Origin of the sequence: Pimelobacter sp. 30-1, assembly GCF_018831735.1 — a bacterium.
Classification (GTDB): domain Bacteria; phylum Actinomycetota; class Actinomycetes; order Propionibacteriales; family Nocardioidaceae; genus Nocardioides.
Genome location: NZ_NHTS01000005.1, coordinates 16,395 through 40,561 on the forward strand (window position 1 = coordinate 16,395; position 24,167 = coordinate 40,561).

At 73.1% G+C, this 24,167-nt stretch carries 26 protein-coding genes and 4 tRNA genes; 16 read left to right on the plus strand and 14 right to left on the minus strand.

Annotation, left to right across the window (positions count from 1 at the left end; all coding sequences use genetic code 11):
* Positions 1 to 15: 15 nt before the first annotated feature.
* A tRNA-Phe gene (locus CCO04_RS11410) sits at positions 16 to 89 on the minus strand.
* An 85-nt stretch (positions 90 to 174) separates the two neighbouring features.
* On the opposite strand from CCO04_RS11410, the gene CCO04_RS11415 reads away from it, so the two are divergent.
* On the plus strand, positions 175 to 585 hold the full coding sequence (locus tag CCO04_RS11415; protein WP_215814274.1) for a GNAT family N-acetyltransferase: 411 nt from the start codon (positions 175 to 177) through the stop codon (positions 583 to 585).
* Positions 586 to 599: 14 nt separating this feature from the next.
* Here the strand turns inward: CCO04_RS11415 and CCO04_RS11420 are convergent, their stop codons facing one another.
* Positions 600 to 938: a hypothetical protein gene (locus CCO04_RS11420; RefSeq protein WP_254069807.1), complete on the minus strand. Its 339-nt coding sequence runs from the start codon at positions 936 to 938 to the stop codon at positions 600 to 602.
* Between the two features lie 3 nt (positions 939 to 941).
* Positions 942 to 1,772, minus strand: coding sequence for a sulfurtransferase (locus CCO04_RS11425; protein WP_215814275.1), 831 nt, complete (start codon positions 1,770 to 1,772; stop codon positions 942 to 944).
* Between the two features lie 64 nt (positions 1,773 to 1,836).
* Here CCO04_RS11425 and CCO04_RS11430 point away from each other — a divergent pair, with 64 nt between their 5' ends.
* The 4 genes from CCO04_RS11430 to CCO04_RS11445 all read left to right on the plus strand — a co-directional run bounded on the left by CCO04_RS11430 (position 1,837) and on the right by CCO04_RS11445 (position 3,070).
* Positions 1,837 to 2,340, plus strand: a complete 504-nt coding sequence (locus CCO04_RS11430) for a MarR family transcriptional regulator (RefSeq protein WP_308281181.1) — start codon at positions 1,837 to 1,839, stop codon at positions 2,338 to 2,340.
* An 80-nt stretch (positions 2,341 to 2,420) separates the two neighbouring features.
* Positions 2,421 to 2,493: transfer RNA gene (locus CCO04_RS11435), tRNA-Glu, on the plus strand.
* A gap of 81 nt (positions 2,494 to 2,574) precedes the next feature.
* Positions 2,575 to 2,648: transfer RNA gene (locus CCO04_RS11440), tRNA-Asp, on the plus strand.
* 65 nt (positions 2,649 to 2,713) lie between these two features.
* The gene (locus CCO04_RS11445) at positions 2,714 to 3,070 is read left to right on the plus strand and encodes a metallopeptidase family protein (protein ID WP_257752419.1); all 357 of its coding nucleotides are present in this window, start codon (positions 2,714 to 2,716) and stop codon (positions 3,068 to 3,070) included.
* On the opposite strand, the gene CCO04_RS11450 is transcribed toward CCO04_RS11445, so the two are convergent.
* From CCO04_RS11450 to CCO04_RS11460, 3 genes are read right to left on the minus strand one after another with little or no spacing between them, the layout of a single operon-like run.
* A complete protein-coding gene (locus CCO04_RS11450) occupies positions 3,061 to 3,390 on the minus strand; it encodes a CrcB family protein (protein WP_215814277.1) in 330 nt (109 codons plus the stop codon). The two genes, CCO04_RS11445 and CCO04_RS11450, sit on opposite strands and share 10 nt — an antisense overlap.
* The gene (locus tag CCO04_RS11455; RefSeq protein WP_215814278.1) at positions 3,387 to 3,779 is read right to left on the minus strand and encodes a CrcB family protein; all 393 of its coding nucleotides are present in this window, start codon (positions 3,777 to 3,779) and stop codon (positions 3,387 to 3,389) included. Before CCO04_RS11455 ends, CCO04_RS11450 begins: the two co-directional genes overlap by 4 nt.
* Positions 3,780 to 3,790: 11 nt before the next feature.
* A complete protein-coding gene (locus tag CCO04_RS11460) occupies positions 3,791 to 4,771 on the minus strand; it encodes an ATP-binding protein (protein ID WP_215814279.1) in 981 nt (326 codons plus the stop codon).
* A gap of 287 nt (positions 4,772 to 5,058) precedes the next feature.
* Between CCO04_RS11460 and CCO04_RS11465 the strand changes: the two genes are divergently transcribed.
* Entirely contained in the window at positions 5,059 to 6,549 is a 1,491-nt protein-coding gene (locus CCO04_RS11465) for an NAD(P)/FAD-dependent oxidoreductase (protein ID WP_215814280.1), read from the plus strand.
* Here the strand turns inward: CCO04_RS11465 and CCO04_RS11470 are convergent.
* On the minus strand, positions 6,533 to 7,177 hold the full coding sequence (locus CCO04_RS11470; protein WP_215814281.1) for a PaaI family thioesterase: 645 nt from the start codon (positions 7,175 to 7,177) through the stop codon (positions 6,533 to 6,535). The genes CCO04_RS11465 and CCO04_RS11470 overlap by 17 nt on opposite strands.
* A 63-nt stretch (positions 7,178 to 7,240) precedes the next feature.
* On the opposite strand from CCO04_RS11470, the gene CCO04_RS11475 reads away from it, so the two are divergent.
* The gene (locus CCO04_RS11475) at positions 7,241 to 7,768 is read left to right on the plus strand and encodes a GNAT family N-acetyltransferase (protein ID WP_215814282.1); all 528 of its coding nucleotides are present in this window, start codon (positions 7,241 to 7,243) and stop codon (positions 7,766 to 7,768) included.
* On the opposite strand, the gene CCO04_RS11480 is transcribed toward CCO04_RS11475, so the two are convergent.
* On the minus strand, positions 7,758 to 8,879 hold the full coding sequence (locus CCO04_RS11480) for a hypothetical protein (RefSeq protein WP_215814283.1): 1,122 nt from the start codon (positions 8,877 to 8,879) through the stop codon (positions 7,758 to 7,760). The genes CCO04_RS11475 and CCO04_RS11480 overlap by 11 nt on opposite strands.
* Before the next feature lie 168 nt (positions 8,880 to 9,047).
* On the opposite strand from CCO04_RS11480, the gene CCO04_RS11485 reads away from it, so the two are divergent.
* Positions 9,048 to 9,461, plus strand: coding sequence for a Fur family transcriptional regulator (locus tag CCO04_RS11485; protein WP_308281182.1), 414 nt, complete (start codon positions 9,048 to 9,050; stop codon positions 9,459 to 9,461).
* Between the two features lie 20 nt (positions 9,462 to 9,481).
* Here CCO04_RS11485 and CCO04_RS11490 read toward each other — a convergent pair.
* From CCO04_RS11490 to CCO04_RS11505, 4 genes are all read right to left on the minus strand, one after another.
* Positions 9,482 to 9,557: transfer RNA gene (locus tag CCO04_RS11490), tRNA-Lys, on the minus strand.
* Positions 9,548 to 10,306 (minus strand): CPBP family intramembrane glutamic endopeptidase, encoded by a 759-nt coding sequence (locus tag CCO04_RS11495; protein WP_215814284.1) that lies wholly within the window; start codon positions 10,304 to 10,306, stop codon positions 9,548 to 9,550. Before CCO04_RS11495 ends, CCO04_RS11490 begins: the two co-directional genes overlap by 10 nt.
* Positions 10,303 to 11,244 carry an NAD(P)H-binding protein gene (locus CCO04_RS11500; protein WP_308281183.1) on the minus strand — a complete coding sequence of 314 codons (942 nt, stop codon included), beginning with the start codon at positions 11,242 to 11,244 and terminating at the stop codon, positions 10,303 to 10,305. Before CCO04_RS11500 ends, CCO04_RS11495 begins: the two co-directional genes overlap by 4 nt.
* Entirely contained in the window at positions 11,241 to 11,516 is a 276-nt protein-coding gene (locus CCO04_RS11505) for a hypothetical protein (protein WP_215814285.1), read from the minus strand. The genes CCO04_RS11500 and CCO04_RS11505 overlap by 4 nt, the downstream gene beginning before the upstream one ends.
* Before the next feature lie 59 nt (positions 11,517 to 11,575).
* Here CCO04_RS11505 and CCO04_RS11510 point away from each other — a divergent pair, with 59 nt between their 5' ends.
* A complete protein-coding gene (locus CCO04_RS11510; RefSeq protein WP_215814286.1) occupies positions 11,576 to 12,451 on the plus strand; it encodes a DICT sensory domain-containing protein in 876 nt (291 codons plus the stop codon).
* Between the two features lie 4 nt (positions 12,452 to 12,455).
* Here CCO04_RS11510 and CCO04_RS11515 read toward each other — a convergent pair whose 3' ends face one another.
* A complete protein-coding gene (locus CCO04_RS11515) occupies positions 12,456 to 13,427 on the minus strand; it encodes an alpha/beta hydrolase (protein WP_215814287.1) in 972 nt (323 codons plus the stop codon).
* 81 nt (positions 13,428 to 13,508) lie between these two features.
* On the opposite strand from CCO04_RS11515, the gene CCO04_RS11520 reads away from it, so the two are divergent.
* From CCO04_RS11520 to CCO04_RS11540, 5 genes are all read left to right on the plus strand, one after another.
* Positions 13,509 to 14,285: a glucose 1-dehydrogenase gene (locus CCO04_RS11520; RefSeq protein ID WP_215814288.1), complete on the plus strand. Its 777-nt coding sequence runs from the start codon at positions 13,509 to 13,511 to the stop codon at positions 14,283 to 14,285.
* A gap of 99 nt (positions 14,286 to 14,384) precedes the next feature.
* A complete protein-coding gene (locus tag CCO04_RS11525) occupies positions 14,385 to 15,350 on the plus strand; it encodes an alpha/beta hydrolase (protein ID WP_215814289.1) in 966 nt (321 codons plus the stop codon).
* On the plus strand, positions 15,347 to 16,963 hold the full coding sequence (locus CCO04_RS11530; RefSeq protein WP_215814290.1) for an NAD(P)/FAD-dependent oxidoreductase: 1,617 nt from the start codon (positions 15,347 to 15,349) through the stop codon (positions 16,961 to 16,963). Before CCO04_RS11525 ends, CCO04_RS11530 begins: the two co-directional genes overlap by 4 nt.
* A 288-nt stretch (positions 16,964 to 17,251) precedes the next feature.
* On the plus strand, positions 17,252 to 17,455 hold the full coding sequence (locus CCO04_RS11535; RefSeq protein ID WP_215814291.1) for a cold-shock protein: 204 nt from the start codon (positions 17,252 to 17,254) through the stop codon (positions 17,453 to 17,455).
* Positions 17,456 to 17,621: 166 nt separating this feature from the next.
* Complete coding sequence (locus tag CCO04_RS11540) at positions 17,622 to 17,771, plus strand: hypothetical protein (RefSeq protein WP_215814292.1); 150 nt, start codon at positions 17,622 to 17,624, stop codon at positions 17,769 to 17,771.
* A 59-nt stretch (positions 17,772 to 17,830) separates the two neighbouring features.
* Here the strand turns inward: CCO04_RS11540 and CCO04_RS11545 are convergent, their stop codons facing one another.
* On the minus strand, positions 17,831 to 18,883 hold the full coding sequence (locus CCO04_RS11545; RefSeq protein WP_215814293.1) for a hypothetical protein: 1,053 nt from the start codon (positions 18,881 to 18,883) through the stop codon (positions 17,831 to 17,833).
* Between the two features lie 19 nt (positions 18,884 to 18,902).
* Here CCO04_RS11545 and CCO04_RS29755 point away from each other — a divergent pair, with 19 nt between their 5' ends.
* Complete coding sequence (locus CCO04_RS29755; RefSeq protein ID WP_215814294.1) at positions 18,903 to 19,781, plus strand: NUDIX hydrolase; 879 nt, start codon at positions 18,903 to 18,905, stop codon at positions 19,779 to 19,781.
* Positions 19,782 to 19,955: 174 nt separating this feature from the next.
* On the plus strand, positions 19,956 to 24,038 hold the full coding sequence (locus CCO04_RS29760) for an OmpL47-type beta-barrel domain-containing protein (protein WP_215814295.1): 4,083 nt from the start codon (positions 19,956 to 19,958) through the stop codon (positions 24,036 to 24,038).
* Positions 24,039 to 24,167: the final 129 nt, after the last annotated feature.

A 24,167-nucleotide genomic window follows, 5' to 3' on the forward strand; every position in this document is an offset into this window, starting at 1 on the left:
GGGTCTCGTGCTCGGTGGGCAGGGGCGGGGTCGAACCGCCGACCTATCACTTTTCAGGCGATCGCTCGTACCAACTGAGCTACCTGCCCGAGCAGTCGCCTACCCTACCGGAGGGTGCCGCGTCGTACGAAAGCGGCGGCGACATGTGGACCTCGCGCGACCTAGGCTGGGCCGATGACAGCGCCTGCCGAGGCCGTCCTCCGACCTCTTCGCGAGTCCGACGCCGAGCGGATGGCGCGCCTGCACGTCGCGGGCTGGCGGAACGCGGCGGCCTCCTCGCTCGCGGCCACCACGGTCGCCGAGCACGACGGTGACCTCGTCGGCTTCGTGTCGGTGGGACCGGGGCGCGACGAGGACCTGGACCTCGAGGTCGAGCTGTGGGCGCTCTACGCCTGCGCGGCCTGGTGGGGACGCGGGCTCGGGCACCGGATGCTCACGCACGCCCTCGCCGCGCGGGCGTCGTACCTGTGGGTGCTCGACGGCAACGAGCGGGCGACGGGCTTCTACCGGCGGCAGGGGTTCGTCGCCGACGGCACCGAGCGCCACGAGCCCGAGGGCCGTGAGCTCCGCATGGTGCGCCGCTAGGCCGGTCCCGGTGCTCAGCCGAAGCAGAGCCACAGCCCCAGCAGCGTCGGCAGGACGCCGAGCGCGAGCCACGGGCTGAGCGGGCTGCGCCGGTGGATCACCAGGCCCGCCGCGACGGCGATGACGCCGAAGCCGCCGGCGATGACGTTGAGGCCGATCCGGGCGGCGGTCGCCGAGTCCGGGGTCTCCAGGGCGGCGAACACGATGCCGAGCGCCAGGTGCGAGATCGTGAACACGGCCAGCGTCGAGGACACCCAGCGCTGGGTGTGGGTCAGCGAGCGGTCGTTGACGGGCCGGACCGGATGGGCCGGGTCCATCAGGTGGCGGCGGCGGGGTGCGGTCGAGGCGGACACGGCTCAGACCTCCACGGGGACGCCGACCAGCGAGCCGTACTCGACCCACGAGCCGTCGTAGTTGCGGACGTCGGGCAGCCCGAGCAGCTCGTGGAGCACGAACCACGTGTGCGCGCTGCGCTCGCCCACCCGGCAGTAGACGGTCACGGGGGAGCCGTCGAGCGGGAGCCCGGCGTCGCCGTACAGGGCGCGGAGCTGGTCGTCGGGCAGGAAGGTGCCGTCCTCGGCCGCCGCGCGCGACCACGGGACGTTGACCGCGGTCGGGATGTGGCCCGGCACCTGCGGCAGCTCCTGCGGGAAGTGCGCCGGGGCGAGGATCTCGCCGCTGAACTCCGCGGGGGAGCGGACGTCGACCAGGGCGCGGACGCCGATCGCGGCGATGACGTCGTCGCGGACGGCGCGCAGCGCGGGGTCGGCCGGCCCGGCGGCGTACGACGTCGGGGGCAGGGCGACCGGCTGGGTGGTGAGCGGGCGCTGCTCGAGCTCCCACTTCTTGCGGCCGCCGTCGAGCAGCCGCACGTCGCGGTGCCCGTAGAGCTTGAAGGTCCAGTAGGCGTAGGCCGCGAACCAGTTGTTGTCGCCGCCGTAGAGCACGACGGTGTCGTCGTTCGCGACGCCCTTGGCCGAGAGCAGCGCGGCGAAGGCGTCGGCGTCGACCACGTCGCGGCGAACCGGGTGGCCGAGGTCGTGGCGCCAGTCGAGCCCGATCGCGCCGGGGACGTGGTCGATGCCGTGGCGGGTCGCGTCCTCGTCGACCTCGATCACGACCAGGCCGGGCCGGCCGAGCTGCTGCTCGAGCCAGGCGCCGTCCACGAGTACGTCGGAGCGAGCCATGGTGTCCTCCTTAGTGCTTGCCGCACCAATAGTTGGGGTACTAAGTATTGCTAGACTAACGATCGTGGCAAGCAACGAGAAATCCGGTCCGGGCACCGAGCACCCCCTGGCCGGGATCGACGACCCGCTGGCCCTCGAGCAGCAGGTCTGCTTCGCGCTCGCGGTCGCCTCACGCAGCGTCATCGCGGTCTACAAGCCGCTCCTCGAGCCGCTCGGCCTGACCCATCCGCAGTACCTCGTGATGCTCGCCCTGTGGGGATCGGAGCCGCTCAAGGTCGCCGACCTCAGCCGCCTCCTCCAGCTCGACCCGGGCACCCTGTCGCCGCTGCTCAAGCGGCTCGAGGCGATCGGCTACCTCCGCCGCGCGCGCGACCCCCGCGACGAGCGCGCGCTGGCCGTCGTCCTGACCGAGCGCGGGCGGGACCTGCGCACCGAGGCCGAGAAGGTGCCGCCCGCCATCGTCGAGCGCCTCGGCATCGACGTCGCCGAGCTGCTCACCCTGCATCGCCGGCTCACCGAGGTGATCGCCGCGGCCAACGCCGCCAACGGCGCCCCGACCTCGCGCTGAGGGGAGCCGAGGGGATGCGCGGGCCCCGGCCGAGGGGCACTATGCTGGCCCGGCTGCGGAGGATCCGTCCTCCTCGGTGGGCCCCCATCGTCTAGCGGCCTAGGACACCGCCCTTTCACGGCGGGTACGCCGGTTCGAATCCGGTTGGGGGTACGGGGTGCGTCCCGATTGGGAGCCGCACACCGCCATGGGTTAGAGTTCCATCCGCTTCGCCCGCCAGGGAGAAGCAAGCCAGGCCCCGTAGCGCAGTTGGTTAGCGCGCCGCCCTGTCACGGCGGAGGCCGCGGGTTCGAGTCCCGTCGGGGTCGCAGAGAGCAAGCCCGGACCACCAGGTCCGGGCTTGCTGCATTTGGCCGCCCGGCACAATGAACCCGTGCCGGTCGAGATGAGTCCCGAGGAGTTCGACGCGCTGGTGGACACCGCGCTCGACGAGATCCCCGACGAGCTCGCCGGGCTGGTCCGCAATGTCGTGGTCCTCGTCGAGGAGGAGCCGCCCGAGGGCGAGCCCGACGACCTCCTCGGCCTGTACGACGGCGTGGCGCTCACCGAGCGCGACGGGTCGCTGCTGCCGCACCTGCCCGACCGGATCTTCCTGTTCCGCGGCCCGCTGCTCGACATGTGCGACGACGAGGAGGACCTCGCCAACGAGGTCCGGATCACCGTCGTCCACGAGGTCGCGCACCACTTCGGCATCGACGACGCCCGGCTGCACGACCTCGGCTACGCCTGAGCGAGCGCGAACCCCAGCGCGCAGGCGGCCAGGCCGAGCACGATCGTCGTCGTCGCGTATGCCATACCGCGGGCGGGGCCGAGGTCGCGGGTCTGCACCGCGAGCGAGGAGTAGGTCGAGAGCCCGCCGCAGAACCCGGTGCCGACCAGCGCGAGCACCGAGCCGTCGACGGACCAGCCGACGCACGCGCCGAGGACCAGGCTCGCGACGAGGTTGGCGGTGAGCGTGCCGTGGTGCCAGCGGCCGTCGAGGCGCTGGCCGAGGTAGTAGCGCAGCGGAGCGCCGACGGCGGCGCCGAGCGCCACGAGGAGCGCGCTCACCGCTCGTCCTCCGCGGGCAGGGGCGGCGCGAGCCGGCCGACCAGGGTGACGACGACCAGGCACGAGGCGAGCGTCCCGAGCAGGTAGGCCAGGGCCAGCCCGGTGCGCCCGGACGCGAGCAGGGCCCGGCCCTGCTCGGAGGTCGCGGAGAAGGTCGTGTAGCCGCCGAGCACGCCGGGGCCGAGCGCCGCGGCCCACACCGGCGAGCGGCGGGCGAGCGGGAGCAGCAGGAGGGCGGCGAGGAGGGCCGAGCCGGAGACGTTGATCGCGAAGGTGGTCCACGGGAAGCCGGAGCCGTCGTGGACGAGCTCGGTGGCGGCGTACCGGGCGACCGCGCCGACCGCTCCGCCCGCGGCGACCGCCAGGAGCAGGCGCGGAGAAGGGGTCACGCTGGGTGATCCTAGAGAGCGCGCGAGGGGGCTCCGGAGCCGGCGCTGCCCTGCCAGGCGACCGGGGGAGCGCCGACGGACTGGCGCCGGAACTCGCCGAGGAACCAGATCTGGAAGGCGCGCTGGTCCTGGGTGCGGGGCGCGGTCAGGAGTCGCTGCGCCCGGCTGAACTCGTCGGCGGCGTCGAGCAGGTCGATCAGCCCGCCGATCTGGCGGGCGACCTCGCGTGGCATCCGCAGCCGCAGGTCGACGGCGTTGCGGCCGGCCTCGTGGGCCCCGTCGACCTGCTCGCGGCCCATGTTGGAGCGCAGCGGGCGCTCGAGTGCGTCGAAGTGCTCGGAGAGCACCTTGGCCAGGGGGTAGTCGTCCTCGTGGGCGAGGGCCAGCAGCCGGATCTCGCGGCGCAGGTCGCGGTAGTGGCGCTGGAAGCGGCCGAACTCGACGACCGGGACGCCGTTGATCTGCACCGCGACCTCGCCGACCCGGGTGTGGTCCTCGGCGAGGGGCGGGATGCTGTGGGTGAGCTGGTACGGCGCGCCGCCGGTCTCGGAGAGCTCGTCGGAGGGCTCGAACCAGACCGCCTTGCCGTCCTCCTCGATCTCCGCGCCCCAGGCCAGGGAGGCCCGGGCGACGATGTCGAGGCCGCGCCCGACCGTGGTCAGCGCGGCGAGCTGCTCCTCGTCGAGGGCGTCGAAGGCGTCGAGGTCGAAGGCGTCGATGTCGAAGCCGCCGGCCTGGGTCGAGGGCTGCGGGGCGATCGTGGAGCCGTCGTGGACCTCGAAGCGCGGGTGGTCGGCGGTGCCGCTCAGGTGCAGGCGCACCGGCGGGGTGCCGTGCAGGACCGCGTTGGTGACCAGCTCGGAGACGGCGAGCTCGGCGCAGTCGGCGACGTCGTCGCGACCGATCTGCACGCAGGTCTGGACCACCCAGCGTCGTGCGTCGTGCACGATGCGTGGCCCGGGGGCCAGGTCCAGGGTCTGCCGGTGCTGCACGGATGCGCCTCGCTGGGTGTGTCAGCCGGTGGGGGTCGTGGTCTCGCGGATGGTCCCATGATCGACGAGGTGCCGATCCCGGGTGGGATACCCCGCCGTGCACTCCCCTAAACCAACGTCCTCGACCGAGTTCGGTGACGGCCGGAACGAGCCCTCGGGGGTGCTCCCGGGCAGTGTGACCGACCAGACCGCGACCTCGGATTGGGGCCCGCGGACCGGACGCGGAAGAATGGCCTCCAGAGGACCTGCCAGCGTCGTCACCCGAAGTGCCCAGGAGGAAGAAAGTCATGGCAGCAGGCGACACCCAGCCGGAACTGCCCGATCGCGTGATCGTCCCCCGGTCCGACCGCCATCAGGTGGTCGTCATCGGCTCCGGGTTCGGCGGGCTCTTCGGCACCAAGCAGCTGCGCAAGGCGAACGTCGACATCACGATGATCGCCAAGACCACCCACCACCTCTTCCAGCCACTGCTCTACCAAGTGGCCACCGGCATCCTCTCCGAGGGTGAGATCGCGCCCCCGACGCGCGAGGTGCTGGCGAACCAGAAGAACGCCCAGGTGCTGCTCGGCGAGGTCACCGGCATCGACCTCGAGAGCCGCCTGATCACCTCCCACGTCCTGGGCCGCGAGCTCGTGACGCCGTACGACTCGCTGATCGTGGCGGCCGGCGCGGGCCAGTCCTACTTCGGCAACGACCACTTCGCCGAGTTCGCGCCCGGCATGAAGAGCATCGACGACGCCCTCGAGCTGCGCGGCCGGATCTTCGGCGCCTTCGAGATGGCCGAGCTCGCCGCCGCCCGCGGTGAGAACGTCGACCACCTGCTCACGTTCGTCGTCGTCGGTGCCGGCCCGACCGGCGTCGAGATGGCCGGCCAGATCGCCGAGCTCGCGCACCGCACGCTGACCCGCGACTTCCGCGCGATCAGCTCGCGCCACGCGCGCGTCATCCTCGTCGACGCGGCGCCCCAGGTGCTGCCGCCGTTCGGCGCCAAGCTCGGCAAGTGGACCCAGGAGCGCCTGGAGAAGCTCGGGGTCGAGGTCATGCTCGGCGCGCTGGTCTCCCAGGTCGACGAGCGCGGCCTGACCGTCAAGTACAAGGACGGCAGCGAGAAGCGCATCGACGCCGTGGCCAAGGTGTGGGCCGCCGGCGTCCAGGCCAACCCGCTCGGCAAGCAGCTCTCCGCCCAGACCGGTGCCCCGCTCGACCGGGCCGGCCGGATCTCGGTCAACCCCGACCTCACGCTCCCGGGCTACCCCGAGGTGTTCGTGGTCGGCGACATGATCTCGCTCGACAACCTCCCGGGTGTCGCGCAGGTCGCGATCCAGGGGGCGAAGTACGCCGCCAAGGAGATCGACGGCCGGCTCCAGGGCAAGCCCGCGCAGCCGCCGTTCAAGTACTTCGACAAGGGCTCGATGGCGATCATCAGCCGGTTCCGCGCGGTCGCAATGGTCGGCAAGCTGCGGATCACCGGCATCCTCGCCTGGCTGATGTGGCTCGTCGTCCACCTCTTCTACCTGACCGGCTTCAAGAACCGGGTCACCGCGGTGCTGCGCTGGGCCGTCTCGTTCCTCGGCAAGGGCCGCTCGGAGCGGACCTCGACCGAGCAGCAGATCTTCGCCCGGGTGGCGCTCCAGCGGCTCGCGCGCGGCGCCACGGACCTGGTCTCCCAGCCCGGTGAGTTCGACGAGTCGCAGCGCCGTGCCGAGCTCGAGGCCCAGGCCGCCGAGGAGGCGCGCCTGAGTGACGAGAACAAGCGCGGCGTCAAGGTCGGCGGCTGAGGCTCTCGCGCACGGCGCGGGGGAGGATGAAGACGCCCTCGGCCTCGGCGGTCACGCCGTCGGGGCCGATCATCCGGGCCTTGGCCCAGGTCTTGATCCCGTCCTCGCGATCGATCCACGCCTCGACCCGCAGGTCGCCCAGCGGCGTGCCCTGCCGGTAGACCAGCGTCAGCGTCCCGGTCATCCCGGGGCGCCCGGCCGCGCCGACCGAGTGGCCCAGCACCTGGTCGAGGATGAGCGCGACCACGCCGCCGTGGACCAGTCCCGGCGGGCCCTCGTACGCCGCGCCGCAGTGGAAGTCGGTCTCGGCGCGCCCGTCGGGGCGGCTGTGCACCTCCAGCGGCGGCGCGATCGGGTTGCGCAGCCCGATCACCGGGTTGCCCCACGGACGCCGGCGCCCGGCGGTGAGGTGCTCCTGGCCGAGCGTCTGGGTCCGGCGTACCTTGCGCAGCCGGGCGACCGCCGCCTCGACGTCGGCCTGGGCCGCGCGGACCTCGGCCTCGTCGACGTCCGACATCACGCACAGGTCGACGAGCTCGCGCGCGGCCTCGGCGAGCGGACGCCACACGGCGGCCTCCTCCTCGACCACGGAGGCGGGCGTGTCGTCGGCGGCGAAGGGCCAGTTCATGAGGGCAGACTAGAACAAGTTCTCGTTTCGGGGGTGGCTGCTCCGACGTGGTGGGATCGGGGGATGACCGCACTGGTGGAGCCCGACGTACGCCGCTGGCAGCCCTGGGCCGCGATGGTCGAGGACTTCGACCTCGTCGCCGAGATGCACGGCTCGGGCACCTGGCAGCTCTCCGGTGACCCGGTGCCGACCGAGGCCGGCTGCACGGCGTTCGTCACGATGACCGAGGTGACCGCGCCGGCCGACATCGACGGGACGCGGGTGCCGTCGACGTACTTCTGGATCGCGGGTGGGACCGGCGGACCCGACGACGAGCTCGTCGGCTTCCTGCACCTGCGCCACGCGCTCAACGACTGGCTGCTGGAGCAGGGTGGGCACATCGGCTACTCGGTCAAGCCCTCCGCCCGCCGCCGCGGGCACGCCGTGGCCGCGCTGCGGCTCGGCGTCCAGGCGGCCGCGGGGCTCGGCCTGGACCGGGTCCTGGTCACCTGCGACACCGGCAACGAGGCGTCGCGGCGCACGATCGAGGCCGGCGGCGGGGTGTTCGAGGACGAGCGCGCCGGCAAGCTGCGCTACTGGATCACGGCCTGAGCGCGCCGGCCCGGACCGCGGCCTCGTCGGCCGCGACGGCGTGGGCCGGGCGCAGCTCGGGACGCAGCCGGTAGAGCACCGTGGTGAACCAGAACGGGTCGACCATCGAGCGGGTGACCACGATCAGCGGCAGGCCCTCGCGCTCGATGAGCACCGTCCAGCGCCGGTGCCCGGGCTCGCCCACGATCGCGATCGGCGTGTAGGGACTGCCCACCTCGACCACCTCGGTGTGGCCGCCGCGCCGGAGGGTGAGCTGGCCGCGCCGGATGGTGAGCTTGGTCGTGGTGCAGCTCGCCCGCACCGCCCACACGACCAGCAGCAGGAAGCCGAGGGTCGCCGCGACCCCGACCGTCGCCGTGGTCGGCGCCGTCGCGGCGGCGTACGACGCGGCCGCGGTGCCGGCCAGCACGACCAGCAGCAGGATCGTCATCGTGCGCCGGATGCCGCTGCGCTCGGGGAAGTCCGCGTCGGTCGTCGCGTTGAGTGCGTTGCGGTGCTCCTCGGGCTCGGTCCAGCGCCCCGCCCGGACCGTGGCCGGCTCGACCGGCCCGCGCGGCGTCGGCGCCGCGCGGCGCGGCTGGGCGTCGGGGCCGGGGGTACGCGGCGGCGGGGAGGTCGCGGTGAACCCGCGGGACGGCGGTACGGGCGCCGGCGCCGGTGCTGGTGTTGGTGCGGGCTCGGCGGTGGGCTGCGGCGGTGCGGCCGGTGCGGCCGGCCGGGAGCGCTTCGGCGCCGGGGCGTCGGTCGTGCGGAGGGCGTCGACCACGGACCGGCCGAGGTCGGTGCTGTCGAGGCTGCCGGCCTGGGCGATGCGCGAGGGCGGCTCGGGCGGCGTACCGACCCCGAGGGCGTCGAGCACCGAGCGTCCCGCCTGGTTGCTGTCGGGGCCGGGACCGGACCCCTGGGCCCGGCGCCGCTGGGGCTTCGGCGGCTCCGTCGGCTCGGGTGGCTGCGCGGCGACAGGGGGCTCGGGCGCGGGAGCAGCCCCGGCGCCGGCGCCGGCGCCGCGGGGCGCGGAGGTCACCCGGGCGTCCTTGGCATAGGTCGCACGCTTGTTCAGCCACGCACGGATGGTCTCCGTGTCGGGTCCGAACTCGTCATTGCTCCCCACGACAGAGTCCTCCCTTTCCCTCAGTCCCGGCGCTCAGGGTATCTCGCCGCGGTCCCGGCCGTCGTTGGTCCGAACGTCCGCCGCGGATGGTCCGGATGGGCTAGTCCCTCCGGGAGCCCGGTAGATTGAGAGCGATTCCCAGTCCGGTTCGACCCCTCAGGAGGTCCGGTGTCCGACACCGATGCACGCCCGCCCTCCCTGCGGCCGACCCGCCAGCGCCGGGCGATCACCGACGCCCTCGCCGCGGCGGCGGACTTCCAGAGCGCCCAGGAGATCCACGACAGCGTGCGCCAGGGCGGGGACAAGGTCGGCCTGGCCACCGTCTACCGGACCCTGCAGGCGATGGCGGACGCCGGGGACGTCGACGTCCGGCACAACCCGGCCGGCGAGGCGACCTACCGCCGGTGCAGCAGCTCGCACCACCACCACCTGGTGTGCCGCTCGTGCGGCCGGACGGTCGAGATCACCGGCTCCGCGGTCGAGCGGTGGGCCCAGGCGATCGCCGACGAGCACGGCTTCTCCGAGGTGAGCCACACCGTCGAGCTGGTCGGTCTCTGCGCCGAGTGCGCCGCCCGCGCCTGAGCGCGGGCAGCGACCGGTCCTGGTAGGCCGTGCGGGGCTCGAACCCGCGACACTCGGATTAAAAGTCCGGTGCTCTACCAACTGAGCTAACGGCCCGGGACGAGCCTAGCGAGCGGCTCGGCCGCGGTGTGGCCCCGGTCGCCCCGGAACAGCGGGGGCAGGAAGCGCACCATGAGCGTGGACCAGGTCAGGTGCGTGATGACCGGCGCCTGCAGGCCGCCGGAGGCCCGGCGCTGGAGCGCGAAGAGGGTGCCCATCGCCCCCGCGGCCAGGACCAGCGCGGGGTTGCGGGTCGTGGTGGTGGCCAGGGCGTACACGGCGGTCGACGCGGCGACCGGGTGGTGCTCGCCGAGGGCGGCGTAGAGGGCGCCGCGGAAGAAGATCTCCTCGGCGGCGCCGTTGGCCAGCGTGGTGGCGAGCACCGCGGGGCCGGCGCCGTCGTCGGCGAAGCGCAGGACCCGGCGGACGGCCTCGTCGAGGACGGGGACCCGGCGGGCGACGAGGGCGGCGCCGTAGAAGAGCCCGAACGCGCCGACGCCGGTGGCCAGCGGGGTCAGGACGGGACGGCGCAGGGTGGCGTCGCGGTTCTCGATCCAGCCCAGGTGCAGCGGTCCCGAGGCGAGGCCGCCGGCGGTCCACACGCCCGCGACGGCGGCGGTCGAGAGGTAGAACGCGCGGGAGCCGGGTGGGGTGGAGAGCGAGGCGCCGAGGAGTCCCGCGCCCGCGACGGCGGTGGCCGCGGCGACCCGGCGCCGGCGGGTCCGGGTGGCGGCGGGCTCCACCGGCGCGTTCCGGGTGACGTGGGTGAGCGGCATCGGCAGCAGCCGGTCGCGGCGCCGGGTCATCGCTCGCCCCGCCGTCCGGCCCGGCGCTCGGCCCGGCGCTCGGCGAGGGCGGCGCGCACCGCGTCGTCGTAGCCCGTCGTCGGGAACGGTACGACGTCGCGGATGCCCGGGTCCGTGACGACGACCTCGTTGACCATCGAGTCGACGAGGTTGCGCCCGGCCCGTACGTCGACGTCGGTGACCAGCGCCAGCCAGCGCGAGGACAGCGCCGGGCTCAGCAGCGGCACCGGGACGATCGGCAGCCGCCGGCCCTCCAGCGCGGCGACCCGGGAGAGCATGTCGGCATAGGCCAGGACGTCGGGCCCGCCGATCTCGAAGGTCCGGCGCCGGGCGTCGGGGTGGTCCAGGACGCCGAGCAGGTAGCGCACGACGTCGGCGATCGCGATCGGCTGGGTCCGGGTCCGGACCCAGCGCGGGGTGACCATCGCGGGCAGGTGCTCGACCAGCTGGCGGGTGATCTCCCAGGAGATGCCGCCGTGGCCGACGATGATGCCGGCCCGCAGCACCGTCACCGGTACGCCGCCGCGGGTGAGCAGCTCCTCGACCTCGCGCCGGCTGCGCAGGTGCGCGGACAGGTCGTCGTGGTCGTCGCCCAGGCCGCCGAGGTAGACGAGCTGGGCCAGCCCGGCCGCGCCCGCCCGCTCGCCGAAGGCCGTGGCCGCCGCGGCGTCCCGGGCGGCGAAGTCCGCGTGCCCGAGCGCGTGCACCAGGTAGTACGCCGCGCGGCAGCCCTCCAGCGCGGCGTCGAGCGAGTCCGGGTCGGACACGTCGCCGAAGACGGGGGTGCCGGGGCCGTCGTACCGGTCGGGGTGGCGCGTCATCACCCGGACGCCCGCCTCCTGCGCGGCGAGCGCGCGCACCAGGCGGCGCCCGACGAAGCCGGTGCCGCCGGTGACGAGGACCGGGCCGTGCGCGGGGCCGGTCAGGCCGCCGGTCACGACGCTGCCGCCGGGTCGAGGCTCAGCAGCCAGGCCTGGGGCGAGCGGCCCGAGCGAGGCTGGGCCGCCGCGTGGCGCCAGGCGGCGGCGTACCGGCGGCGCACGGCCTCCTCGGCGGCGACGGGGTCGCGGTGCCGGCACAGCTCGAGGCGCCACACGAGGTCGCAGGTGAGGTCGTACAGGCGGGCGAACGACGCGCCGTCGCCGGCCGCCGCCCGGCCGAGGAGCAGGCGCAGCTCGGTCGGGCACGGACCGGTCCGGGTGCCGCTCATCGTCGCCTCCTCAACTTAAACAGATACTTCAGCAAGTTGTTTAGGTTTATGGTGTGAGCATGGACCAGGGCACCGAGTCGGCGCAACCCCCGGCCGTCGGGGGCGACCTGACGATCGGCGACCTCGCCCGGCGCTCGGGCGTCAGCCCGGCGGTGCTGCGGATGTGGGAGAGCCGGCACGGCTTCCCGGTCCCGCGCCGGCTGGCCAGCGGGCACCGGCGCTACGCCGAGACCGACGTCGACCTCGTGCGCCAGGTGCTGCGGCGCAAGGACGCCGGCATCCGGCTCGAGGTCGCGATCGCCGAGGCCGCCGCGACCACGCCGCCCGAGAGCCCGTCGGTGTTCGCCGAGCTGCGGCGCCGGCACCCCGCGCTCGCGCCCCACCGGCTGCGCAAGTCGACGCTGATCGCGCTGTCGTGGGCGATCGAGGACGAGTGCTGCGCCGTCGCCGAGCGCCCGGTGCTGTTCGGGGCGTTCCAGCGCCCGGAGTTCTACGCCCCGTCGGCTCCGCGCTGGCACGAGCTGGCCCGGGTCGCCCGCTCGGCGGTGGTCTTCGCCGACCACTGGGACGGCGGCGCCGAGGACGCCGACGGGCCGGTGCGCGCCGCGCTCGGCCCGCGGGCGCCGATGCGGCGCGAGTGGGCCGTGGTGTGCGACGCCTTCGACGCGACCGCGTGCCTCTCGGCCTGGGAGCTGCCGGGCCAGAGCACGGTCCCCGACCGGGAGCGGGTCTTCGAGGCGGTGTGGACCGTCGACCCCGTCGCGGTCCGCGACGCGGCCCGCGTCGCCGCGTCGGTCGCGGCCGACGCCGGCGTCCTGGCGGCCCAGCCGCTGCTCTACGAGCTCGCCGAGAGCCCGGCTCCGCGGACCACCGCCCCGAGCGGCGTCACTGCGCTGTTCAACCGGGTCGTCGCCTACGTCGACCGGCTGGTCTGAGTCCTCAGCGCCGCTCCGCGCGGGCCCGCTCGGCGCAGAACCCGGCGATCGCCTCGACCATCTGGTCCAGGCCGGGCTGCTCGATCGGGTAGTGCCCGGCGCCGTCGAGCAGCACCGTGGTGACCGGCACCTTCGTGATCCGCGACAGGAACGGCGTCGACAGCGCGAGCGGCGTCCACCGATCGGCGGCGGGCTGGGTGAGCAGCACCGGGCAGACGTCGAAGTCCTCGGGTGCCACGGCCGGGCGGTGGCTCAGGTAGGAGTCGAGGAAGGCGACCGAGACCAGGTTGCCCGCCGAGCTCCGGTCGGCGTACGCCGCCCGCTTGGCCGCGCGGTCGTTGACCAGGGTGCGCATCTTGCTCACCCAGCGCATCGGCACCCGGACCCGGCGCAGCGGCGTGCGCGCCAGCAGCGCCATGAGCGGACGGCCGAGCAGCCCGGTGACCGGGTCGAAGGCGGTCGCGACCCGCACCCGCAGCGAGTCCTGGTCGAGGAAGGTCATCCCGACGATCCCGGCGATCCCGCTGCCCGGCGGCGCCTGCGCCGCGACGTGGAAGGTCTCCATGCCGCCCGCGGACAGGCCGTAGAGCACGATCGGCCGGTCGTCCCGGGCCCGCTCGGCGGCGACCAGGTCGACACCCAGCCGGACCCAGTCGGCGTAGGTCACGGTGGTGCCGGGCGCGACCTCCGTGACGCCGTACGTCGGCATGTCGACCGCGATCGTCTCGTACCCGCGCTCGGCCAGCGGGCGGCCCAGGATCGTGGTCATCTGGCGGCCGTTGGTGCCGACGCCGTGGAAGAGGATCACCTTGAGCGGCGCGTCCGGAGCGCGGTAGGTGTCGAGGTGGATCCGGTGCCCGCCGGGCCCCTCCGGCTCCCACCACTCCTCGGCCGGCTCGGTCTCAGGCGTGAGCCGGTAGGGCTCGGGGAGGTGCTCCTGGATCGCGCGCCACGCCGGCTGCGCCGCATAGGTCATGGGCTCCAGTGTGCGGGGGTGCGGGTGCCGCTGACCGGCACCTCGGGCCCGGCCCGGCGTCGGGGCCGCTTCATTGGGCCCATGACCACGACCCAGCACCCGTCCCCGTCCCCGACCTCGATCCCGACCGGCCGCGTCGCCGGCCGGGTCGTCATCGTCACCGGCGGCGCCCGCGGCATCGGCGCCGCGTGCGTCCGCTCGCTCGTCGCCGAGGGCGCCCTCGTGGTGGTCGCCGACGTCCTCGCGGACGATGCGACCGCGCTGGTCGCCGAGCTGGGGGAGCGCACGGCGTACGTGCCGCTCGACGTGACCAGCGAGGAGGGCTGGCAGCAGGCGGTCGCCGCGGCCGAGGAGCGGTTCGGGCCGGTCTGGGGGCTGGTCAACAACGCCGGCATCGTGCACGTCGACCCGATCGAGACGCTCAGCGAGGCCGACTACCGCCGCGTCATCGACGTCAACCAGGTCGGCGTCTTCCTCGGCATGAAGGCGGTGATCGGGTCGATGCGGCGCGGGGGCGGCGGCTCGATCGTCAACATCTCCTCGACCGGCGGGCTCGTCGCCTACTCCCGGATCCTCGGGTACGTCGCCTCGAAGTGGGCCGTGCGCGGGATGACCAAGACGGCGGCCCAGGAGCTCGGCCCGGACGGGATCCGGGTCAACTCGGTGCACCCCGGGATCGTCGCCTCGGAGATGACCGCGAGCTCCAGCCGCTCCCACGAGCAGGTCAAGACCCAGCCGCTGGCGCGCGCCGCGGACCCGTCCGAGATCGGCGCGCTCGTCCTCTTCCTGGTCTCCGAGGAGTCCAGCTACAGCACCGGCTCGGAGTTCGTGGCCGACGGCGGGTTCACCTCGCTCTGACCGACCGGCGGGCGGCACCTATTTCGAATAGGAATATGTCGGTTCCGCACAGTGGCATCAGCGGCCCCGCGAGGCGGGGCCGCTGCCTACCTTCGCGACATGATCGACCAGCTCGACCCCGAGGTCGCCGGCTTCCTGGCGGCGCTCAACGAGGGCTTCCCCCCGGTGGCCACCATGACCGGCGCCGAGGCGCGTGCCGCGACCCGGGCCCGGCAGGTCCCGCCGGCCAACCTCGACGACGTCCGCTCCGCCGAGGACGTGACCATCCCGGTCGCCGGCGGCACGATCGGCGCCCGGGTCTACCGGCCGCACGGCGCCGATGACGTACGCCGTCCGCTCGTGGTCTTCCTGCACGGCGGCGGCTTCGTCTTCTGCGACCTCGAGAGCCACGACGGCTTCTGCCGCCAGCTCGCCCGCGGCGTCGACGCGGTCGTCGTCTCGGTCGACTACCGCCTCGCCCCCGAGCACCCCGCGCCGACCGCCGCCGAGGACGGCTACGCCGCCCTGCTCTGGGCGAACGAGCGCCACGACGAGCTCGGCACCGACCCGGCCCGGGTGGTCGTCGCCGGCGACAGCGCGGGCGGCAACCTCGCCGCCGTCGTCGCCCTGATGACCCGCGACCGCGGCGGGCCGGTCCTGGCCGGCCAGGCGCTGCTGGGCCCGGTCATCGACCCGGCCTGCGACACCCCGAGCTACGACCTGTACGCCGAGGGCTGGTTCAACACGCGGGCCACCATGGAGTGGTACTGGGACCAGTACCTCGGGCCCGAGCGCCGGCTGCCGGAGCCGCCCGAGCTGGTCGCGCCGGCGCGCGCCGCCGACCATGCCGGCCTGGCCCCGGCGATCATCGCCATCACCGCCGCGGACCCGCTGCGCGACGAGGGCCAGGCCTACGCAGCCCGGCTGGCCGCCGCCGGGGTGCCGGTCGTCGCCCGGACCTATCCCGGCCTCTTCCACGGCACCCTGACCTTCCTCACGCTGCGCGCCGGAGACTCCGCGCGCGAGCTGCTCTACGCCGACCTGCGCACGCTGCTCGACCGAACCACCCGGGAGACCCCTCGATGAACGCACCGAACGACACCCCCGTCCGCGACCTCCTCGTCGTCGGCGCCGGCCTGGCCGGCATCTACGCGATGTACCGGGCCCTCGAGCAGGGGCTCGACGTGGTCGGCGTCGAGGCCGGCGACAGCGTGGGCGGCACCTGGTACTGGAACCGCTACCCGGGTGCGCGGTGCGACGTCGAGAGCGTCGACTACTCCTACTCCTTCGACCGCGAGCTCGAGAAGGACTGGCGCTGGACCGAGCGGTTCGCGACCCAGCCCGAGATCCGCGCGTACCTCGACCACGTCGCCGACCGCTACGACCTGCGCCGGCACTTCACCTTCGGCCGCCGGGTGAGCGCGGCCCGCTTCGACGAGCAGGCCTCGACCTGGACCGCGACCCTGGACGACGGCACCGAGCACCGGGCCCGCTTCGTGATGATGGCGACCGGCTGCCTCTCCGCGCCGCACCGGCCCGACCTGCCGGGCATCGACGACTTCGCCGGCACCCAGCTCTTCACCGCGCAGTGGCCCGAGGAGCCGGTCGACCTGACCGGCAAGCGGGTCGGCCTCATCGGCACCGGCTCGTCGGGCATCCAGGCCGCGCCGCTCCTGGCCGAGCAGGCCCAGTCGCTCACCGTCTTCCAGCGCAGCGCCAACTACACGGTGCCGGCCCGGAACCGGCCGCTGACCGAGGACGAGCAGCGCGAGATCCAGGAGACCTATCCCGAGCGCCGCGAGGCCTCGCGCTACGCCCCGGCCGGCTCGCTGAGCACCACCCACGCGCAGAAGGCGACCGAGGTCAGCCCCGAGGAGCGCGAGCGCGCGTTCGAGGCGCGCTGGCAGGAGGGCGGCGTCCTGTTCGCCAAGACCTTCCCCGACCAGAGCAGCGACCTGGTCGCCAACGACTACGCGCGGGAGTTCGCCGAGGCCAAGATCCGGGGGATCGTGGCCGACCCGCAGGTTGCGACCGACCTGATCCCGACCGACCACCCGATCGGCACCAAGCGGATCGTCACGGACACCGGCTACTACGAGATGTACAACCGCGACGACGTCGAGCTGGTCAACCTGCGCCGGGACCCGATCGAGCAGGTCACCACGTGGGGGATCAAGACCGCCGACGCGTCGTACGAGCTGGACGTGCTGGTGTTCGCCACCGGCTTCGACGCGCTCACCGGCGCGCTCACCTCGATCGACCTGCGGGGCGCGCGGGGCGCGGTCCTCGCCGACGAGTGGGCGGCCGGGCCCACGACGTACCTCGGGCTGGGCGTGGCCGGGTTCCCCAACCTGATCACGCTCAACGGCCCGGGCAGCCCGTCGGTGCTGGCCAACATGTCCACCCACACCGAGCAGCAGGTCGACTGGGGCATGGACCTCATCGCCTACTGCCGCGAGCACGGGATCGACCAGGCCGAGCCGCGCCGCGACGCCGCCGAGAAGTGGACCGACCACCTCGGCGAGGTCGCCGAGGGGACGCTCTTCGTCAAGGCCGCGTCCTGGTACATGGGCGCCAACATCGAGGGCAAGAAGCGCACCTTCATGCCCTACATCGGCGGCTTCGGCAACTACCGCCGGCTGTGCGACGAGGCCCGCGACACGGGGTACGCCGGCTACGTGCTGACCACCCGTTCCTGACTCAGGGAGCGGCCCAGGGCGGGGTTTTCCGCGGCGTCATCGGTGGGACGCAGAACCTTCATGATCGAACCGAACTTCCTGTCGGCGAGGAGGTTCCGCTGTCGCTTCGGATTGGTAGGGTCGACTTCGCAGCGGCTGCAGTTCTCGAAGGTGAACGCCTGCGGAGTCTGTGGCCGACGGCGTACCTGGTTTGTGGTGGGCTCATCACGGTCGGTGCGACGTGTCATCGCAGCCGCTGCGGGCCGTCGAGGTGGCGGCTCTCGCCCCGACACAAGGAGTAATGAGCGCATGGCTCAGGGCACCGTGAAGTGGTTCAGCGCCGAGAAGGGCTTCGGCTTCATCGAGCAGGACGGTGGCGGTGACGACGTGTTCGTCCACTACTCCGCCATCCAGTCCAACGGCTACAAGTCGCTCGAGGACAACCAGAAGGTCGAGTTCGACGTCACCCAGGGCCCCAAGGGCCCCCAGGCGGAGAACGTCCGTCCCCTCTGATCCGCGCTGATCGAGGAGACCACGCGTCTTCCGTGAGGCCCCGCCGGTACGCCCGGCGGGGCCTCACGAATTTTTCCGGAACTTTAGGGTTTGCCCGCTCCGGTTGGGGGGAGGATGGAGGCGGATCGATGTGCTGGCCGGGGTAGGGGCCTGAAGGGAGGGGCGCATGGCAGATCAGTTCGACGTGACCCTCGAGGACGGCGACCTGCTCGTCGAGGTCGAGCTGACGACGAACCTCATCATCGCCGCCAGCTCCTCCGACGAGCGCCTCACGACCGAGGAGATCGACCGCATCCTCGGCGTCGGCCTGGTCTAGTCCTCGCCTAGCCTCGCCCCGCGGCGACCGGCCCGTTCCGCCTGCCCGGCCGGACCGGCTCAGCAGGTCGCGAAGAGCACCGGACCGCTGGTCAGGTCCGAGAGCACGAAGGTGCCCGCGAGCGGGTGCAGCTCCATGGTCAGCACCGAGCCCGAGGCGACCACCTTGCCCAGCCGGAACCGGTCGGGGAAGCTCCCGCCCTGGCCCGGCGCCGGCCCGGCCGCGAGCCGGGAGCGGGTGTCGGCGTCGGTCCGGGCCTGGTCCTCGGTCTCGAACGCCATCGCCACCCGGACGTCGCCGCCCGGCAGCGCCGCCGAGGCGTAGCCGGCGATGGGGTGCACCTCACCGGCCGCCTTGATCAGCTCGCTCGCCCGGCCCTGGTCGGCCGGATCGGCCGCGGACATGGCGAGCGCGGAGCACGCCTGGTCGCCGGTGTAGGCGGCCGCGCTCAGCGCCGGCCCGGTCGCCGCGACGGCCTCGGCCACCGCGTCGTCCTCGTCGCCGCGGGCCAGGTCGGTGCGCTGGGCGAGGAAGGCGGCGTCGTCGCTGCCGACGAGCAGGTGGTCCTCCTCGTCGATCTGGAGCGCGGCCAGCTCGGGCGTGATCGAGCCGCCCAGCCGCTCGAGCAGGTCCACCCCGCCCTCCCAGACGCCGTCGGCCTCCTTGGGCTCGGCGAAGCCCGCGGAGCGCAGCTGCTCGCGCAGCCGGCCGATGTCGTACGACGCGGGCAGGCCCATGATCACCAGCGCACCGTCGCGGCCCTGGGTGAACAGCTCCCAGTCGATGCTCGCGGGGGAGAAGCCCAGCGCGCGCTGGATGTTCGGGGCGGACTGGTCGAGCGCGGTCATCTGCACGAGGTCGTGGTCGTAGGCCTGGTCGAGGAGGTCGGTGACCTCGTCGGGCGTGGAGTCGACCGACAGGTCCAGACCGAGCTCGTCACGGACGCCGGCCCAGTCGGTCCAGCTGTAGCGCTCGGTCGACGCCGGCGCCAGCGCGAGCGCCGCGGAGAACCGGCTCGGGTCCTCGCCGCGCAGCCGCCAGACCACCACCACGGCAGCGGCGGCGAGCACGGCCACCGCCACGACCAGGACCATCCAGCGGCGAGGCGTCACGGTTGCATACCCTAGGCCCGTGCCCGACATCCTCGCTGCCGGCGTGGTCGCATTCCGTCCAGGTCGTGAGGTGCTGCTCGTGCACCGCCCCAAGTACGACGACTGGTCGTTCCCCAAGGGCAAGCTCGACCGCGGCGAGCACCCCACCGCCACCGCGGTGCGCGAGGTCGCCGAGGAGACCGGCGTCCACGTCCGGCTCGGCCCGCCGCTGCCGACCCAGCGCTACCCGGTCGCCCGGCGGAGCAAGACGGTGCACTACTGGACCGGCCGGGTGGTCGGGGACGACGACGTGTCGTCGTACCGGCCGAACGAGGAGATCGACCAGGTCGCCTGGGTGCCCGTCGACGAGGCCCCCGAGCGGCTGTCCTACGACCGCGACCGGGAGACGCTCGCCGACGCCCTCCGGGTCCGCCGCAAGACCCACGCGGTCGTCGTCCTGCGCCACGCCCAGGCCCGCTCCCGCGCGGCCTGGCGCGGTCCGGACGCCGGCCGCACGCTGCTCAAGGTCGGCGAGGCCGAGGCCGACCGCCTGGTCCCCCTCCTCGCGGCGTACGGCGTGACCCGGGTGGTCACCTCGACCAGCACCCGCTGCGTCCAGACCGTCCGGCCCTACGCCGAGACCGCCGGCTACGCCTTCGACCTGCGCCCCCGGCTGACCGAGGAGAACGCCGCCCCGCGCCCGGTCACCAAGCTCGTCCACGACCTCCTCGACCCCGACGGCCCGCCGTCCGCGGCCGAGAACGCCGTCCTGTGCACCCACCGCCCCGTCCTCCCGCTGGTCCTCGATGCCGCCGGCGTCGAGCTCGCCCCGGACGCCCCGCTGGCGCCGGCCGAGATGCTCGTCCTGCACGTGCGCAAGGGCCGGGTCGTCGCGGTGGAGCGACACCGGCCGCGCTGACGGCACGCACCCCGACGCATCCCGGCAGACGCGTGGCCGGGGGCGGCGCTGCGTGCTGCCCGTAGCCCAGATATCGGATGTTTGTGGTGGCAGATCGCCATTCCCGGTGTTAGCGTGCGCCTGTGAGTCGGGTCACAGGGCAATAGACATCCGATCTTCAAAGGGGTAGGTGTGGTGAGCATCACAAGCAGGACAAGAGTCGGCGTACGCCGCCGGCAGGTCCGGTTCCTGGCCGCGGCAGCCGTGTCCGCGACGGCGGTCTCGCTCGCGGCGGTCGTGCCGGCGCAGGCGGCGGGGCCGGTCGTGATCCAGGTGGCGAGCACCGGCGACGACGCCAACACGGGCGCGAGCGGGAGCCCGGTGGCCACGCTCCAGCGGGCCCAGCAGCTGGTCCGCGCGGCGCTGCCGGGTGCCGACGCACCGATCACCGTCGAGATCGCGCCCGGCGACTACTACCTCAGTGAGCCCCTCGCGCTGACCACCCAGGACTCCGGTACGGCGCAGGCGCCGGTCACCTGGAAGGGCACCGGCGACGGCGTCCGCATCTCCGGTGGCCGGGCGCTGTCGTCGGCCTGGACGCCGAGCGCCGGCGACCCGTCGGTGATGGTGACCTCGGTGCCCGACGCCATCGACTTCGACGAGCTGTTCGTCGGCGGTCAGCGCCAGGTGATGGCGCGCTACCCGAACTTCAACGAGTCCGCCCCCCGGCTCGACGGCTCCACCTCGCTCAGCACGCTCAACGCCCGGTCGGCCGGCTGGAGCAAGCCGACCACGGGCTACGTCCGCGGGATGCACTGCCACGACTGGGGCAGCGTCTCGTTCACGATCACCGGCCGCACCGACGACGCGCTGGACCTGAAGTACATCGGCGACAACAACCGCCCTCAGGACTGCAACCCGACCCAGCCGGCCAACAGCGGCGTGGTGATGGTCGAGAACATCAAGGAGGAGCTCGACACCGCGGGGGAGTGGTTCCTCGACAAGGACGAGCACCGGCTCTACTACAAGCCCGCCGCGGGCGTGGACCTCTCCACGGCCACGGTCGAGACCGGCGAGCTCGAGCAGCTCGTGACGGTCGAGGGCGCCAGCGCGGCCGACCCGGTCGCCCACGTCACCTTCGACAACCTGGACTTCCAGCGCACCCACCGCACGATGTTCGGCCCCGGCAACACGTTCGAGGGCATCTCGCGCGGTGACTGGTCGGTCGTGCGCAAGGGCGCGATCTTCCTGCAGAACGCCGAGGACATCACGGTGACGAGGTCGTCGTTCACCGACCTGGGCAGCAATGCCGTCTTCATGAGCGGCTACAACGACGGCAACAAGATCCTCGACAGCCGGTTCCGCAACTCCGGCGGCACCGACGTCCACGTCGTGGGCCTGCCGGACGCCGTGCGCAACTACGCCGGCAATTACTTCACCACGCCGCCCATCGACGACCTGGGCACCGGCCCGAAGTCGGAGAACTACCCCCGGAACATCCTGATCCAGGGCAACGACATGGCCAACAACGGTCACTACGAGAAGCAGACGTCGTCGATCAACATCGGCACCGCGCTCGACGTGACCGTCAAGGGCAACAGCCTCTCCGACAGCCCGCGGGCCTGCCTGAACTTCTCCGACACGACCTGGGGCGGCCACGTCATCGAGGACAACGACATCTTCGACTGCGTCAAGGGCAGCGGCGACAACGGCTCGATCAACGCGTGGGGCCGCAGCCGGTTCTGGAAGACCGGCGCGAGCGCCACGGCGTTCGCGAGCCTGGCCAGCGGCGTGACCTTCATGGGCAACACCGGCGGCCCGCTGACCGCCGTCCAGGCGCGGGAGATGGCCAAGCTCGACACGATCCGGCCGATCAAGATCGACCACAACCGGTTCTGGCACGACGGGGACTGGGCCATCGACCTCGACGACGGCTCCTCCCAGTTCGAGCTGACCAACAACCTGCTGCTCAAGGGCGGCATCAAGCTGCGCGACGGCTTCGACCGCACGGTGCGCAACAACCTGCTGCTCAACGGCTCCACCTTCGAGCAGGTCAGCTACATGCCCGGTGGTGACGTCATCGAGAACAACGTCACCTACGGCAGCACGCCGTGGAAGAACTGCTGCCAGCCCGACTACGCCGCCGCGCAGTACCAGGTCGCCAAGAACCTCTACTGGAACGCCGGCAAGCCCGTCATCGTGAGCCAGGGCAGTAACCAGCAGCTCTCCGCCGACGGCAGCACGATCAACACCGCCACCGGCTGGTACGCCGCGGGCTACGACCGGGACTCCGCGGTCGCCGACCCCAAGCTCGCCCACGCCGACGCGATCGACCGGTACGACTTCACGCTCGCGGCCGACTCGCCGGCCCTGGCGCTGGGCTACCAGAACTTCCCGATGACCTTCGGGGCGCCCGGTGCGGCGCTGCCGCCCAAGGCGGTGCTCGGCGCCAACGAGGACCCCGAGGTCCCGGCCCGGGACCTGGTGGTCGAGAAGTGGATGGGCGCCGACCTCACCCAGATCGGCACCAAGGCCGAGCAGTCGGCGTACGCCATCGCGGACTTCAAGGGCGTCAAGCTCAGCACCGTGCCGGCCACGAGCGACGCCGGCAAGGGCGGGCTCCAGACCAACGACCTGATCCGCACGATCAACGGCGTCGAGGTGACCACGCAGCGCAACACCTTCTGGCGCACCTACAACGCGCTCGCTCCGGGCGCCTCGCTCACGCTCGGCGTCCGCCGGGCCTCGACCGACGTCACGGTCGAGCTCACCAAGACGCTCGCGCCCGAGCTCCTCAACAACACGGCCGGTGTCGTCTACACCGATGGCGCGGGCAGCAGCGAGCACTGGCTGTGGCGGGGTGCGGCCGCCGGCGGTGCGAGCGCCTACCTCGACGACATCGACGCCACCCAGAACACCGGTGACAGCTGGTCGCTGGACTTCTACGGCACCGGGATCGACGTCATCTCGCAGGTGAACTCGGACCTGGGCGATGTCGAGATCAAGATCGACGGGGCCTTCTACAAGACCCAGTCGTTCCAGAACGGCTCCCGGGTCCACCAGAAGACCGTGCTCTCGGTGACCGGACTCGAGCCGGGCAAGCACACGATCACCGGGACCAAGAAGACCGGCAGCTACATGATCGTGGACGCCTTCAAGACCCACCCCCAGCCGCTCGACGAGACGGCGCCCGAGGTGTCCGCCGTCGAGGCGCCGGAGGCCGGCGCGACCGGGTGGCAGACCGCCGCCACGACGGTGACCGCGACCGCGACCGACGCGCAGGACCCGGCGCCGGTGCTCGAGGTCAAGCTCGGCAGCGGGGACTGGACGGCGTACACGGCGCCGGTGGTGTTCTCCGAGGACGGTCGCTGGGCCTACCAGGTCCGGGCCCGCGACGCGGCCGGCAACGTCTCGGAGCCGGTCGTCGGCGAGGTCGCCCTCGACGCCTCGGCCCCGGTCTCCAACGCCAAGGTCGACCAGGCGACCCGCAAGGTCACCCTCCGCTCGGCCGACGCCCTGTCCGGGCTCGACCGGATCGAGTACCGGATCGGTACGGGAGCCTTCGCGGCGTACACCGCGCCGGTCGTGGTCGGCAACGCCGAGACCGTGGTCGAGTACCGCGGCGTCGACGTCGCGGGCAATGTCGAGGAGTCCAGCACCGCCGTGGTCCCGGCCAAGGCCGACCCGGCCGTGGCCAGCACCACGAAGGTCACGCTGTCGCCCGCCGCGGTCAAGGTCGGCTCCCGGGCGAGCGCGGTGGTCACCGTGACCCCCGCCTCCGGTACGGCGGTCCCCTCGGGCGACGTGGTCCTCGCGGCCGACGGTGTCGAGGTCGGCCGGGCGACCCTGGTGGGTGGCCGGGCGACGATCGCCTTCCACGCCACGGGTCCGGTCGGGCCGCGCACCCTCACCGCCACCTACGCCGGTGACGCCGCGGTCCTCACCTCGACCGGCACCGCCGTGCTGACGGTGGCCAAGGCCGTCACGGTGGTCCAGGCGAAGGCCAGGGTGGTCAAGGCCGCCAAGAAGGCGAAGAAGGCCAAGGTCACGGTCGGCGTGGCGAGTGCGGGCCAGCGCGGCGCGACCGTCCGGATCGAGGTGCGCCGGGGCACGAAGGTCGTCAAGGTCGTCACCGTGCGGCTGACGTCCTCCGGCACCGCGACCTGGACCACGCCGCGGCTGACGAAGCCCGGCACCTACAAGATCCGGGTCACCGCGGCGGGCAGCGCCACCAGCGAGGCCGCGACGACGGTGGTGAAGGTCAAGATCAAGAGGTAGCGGCACCGGAGGACCGCCTCCTCCGGCAGCACCGGTGGCCCCGGACCCCTGTGGTCCGGGGCCACCGGCGCGTCCGGTTGAGACCGGCGCCACGCCCGATCCCCACCCCGACCGCTGCTGTTCACCATG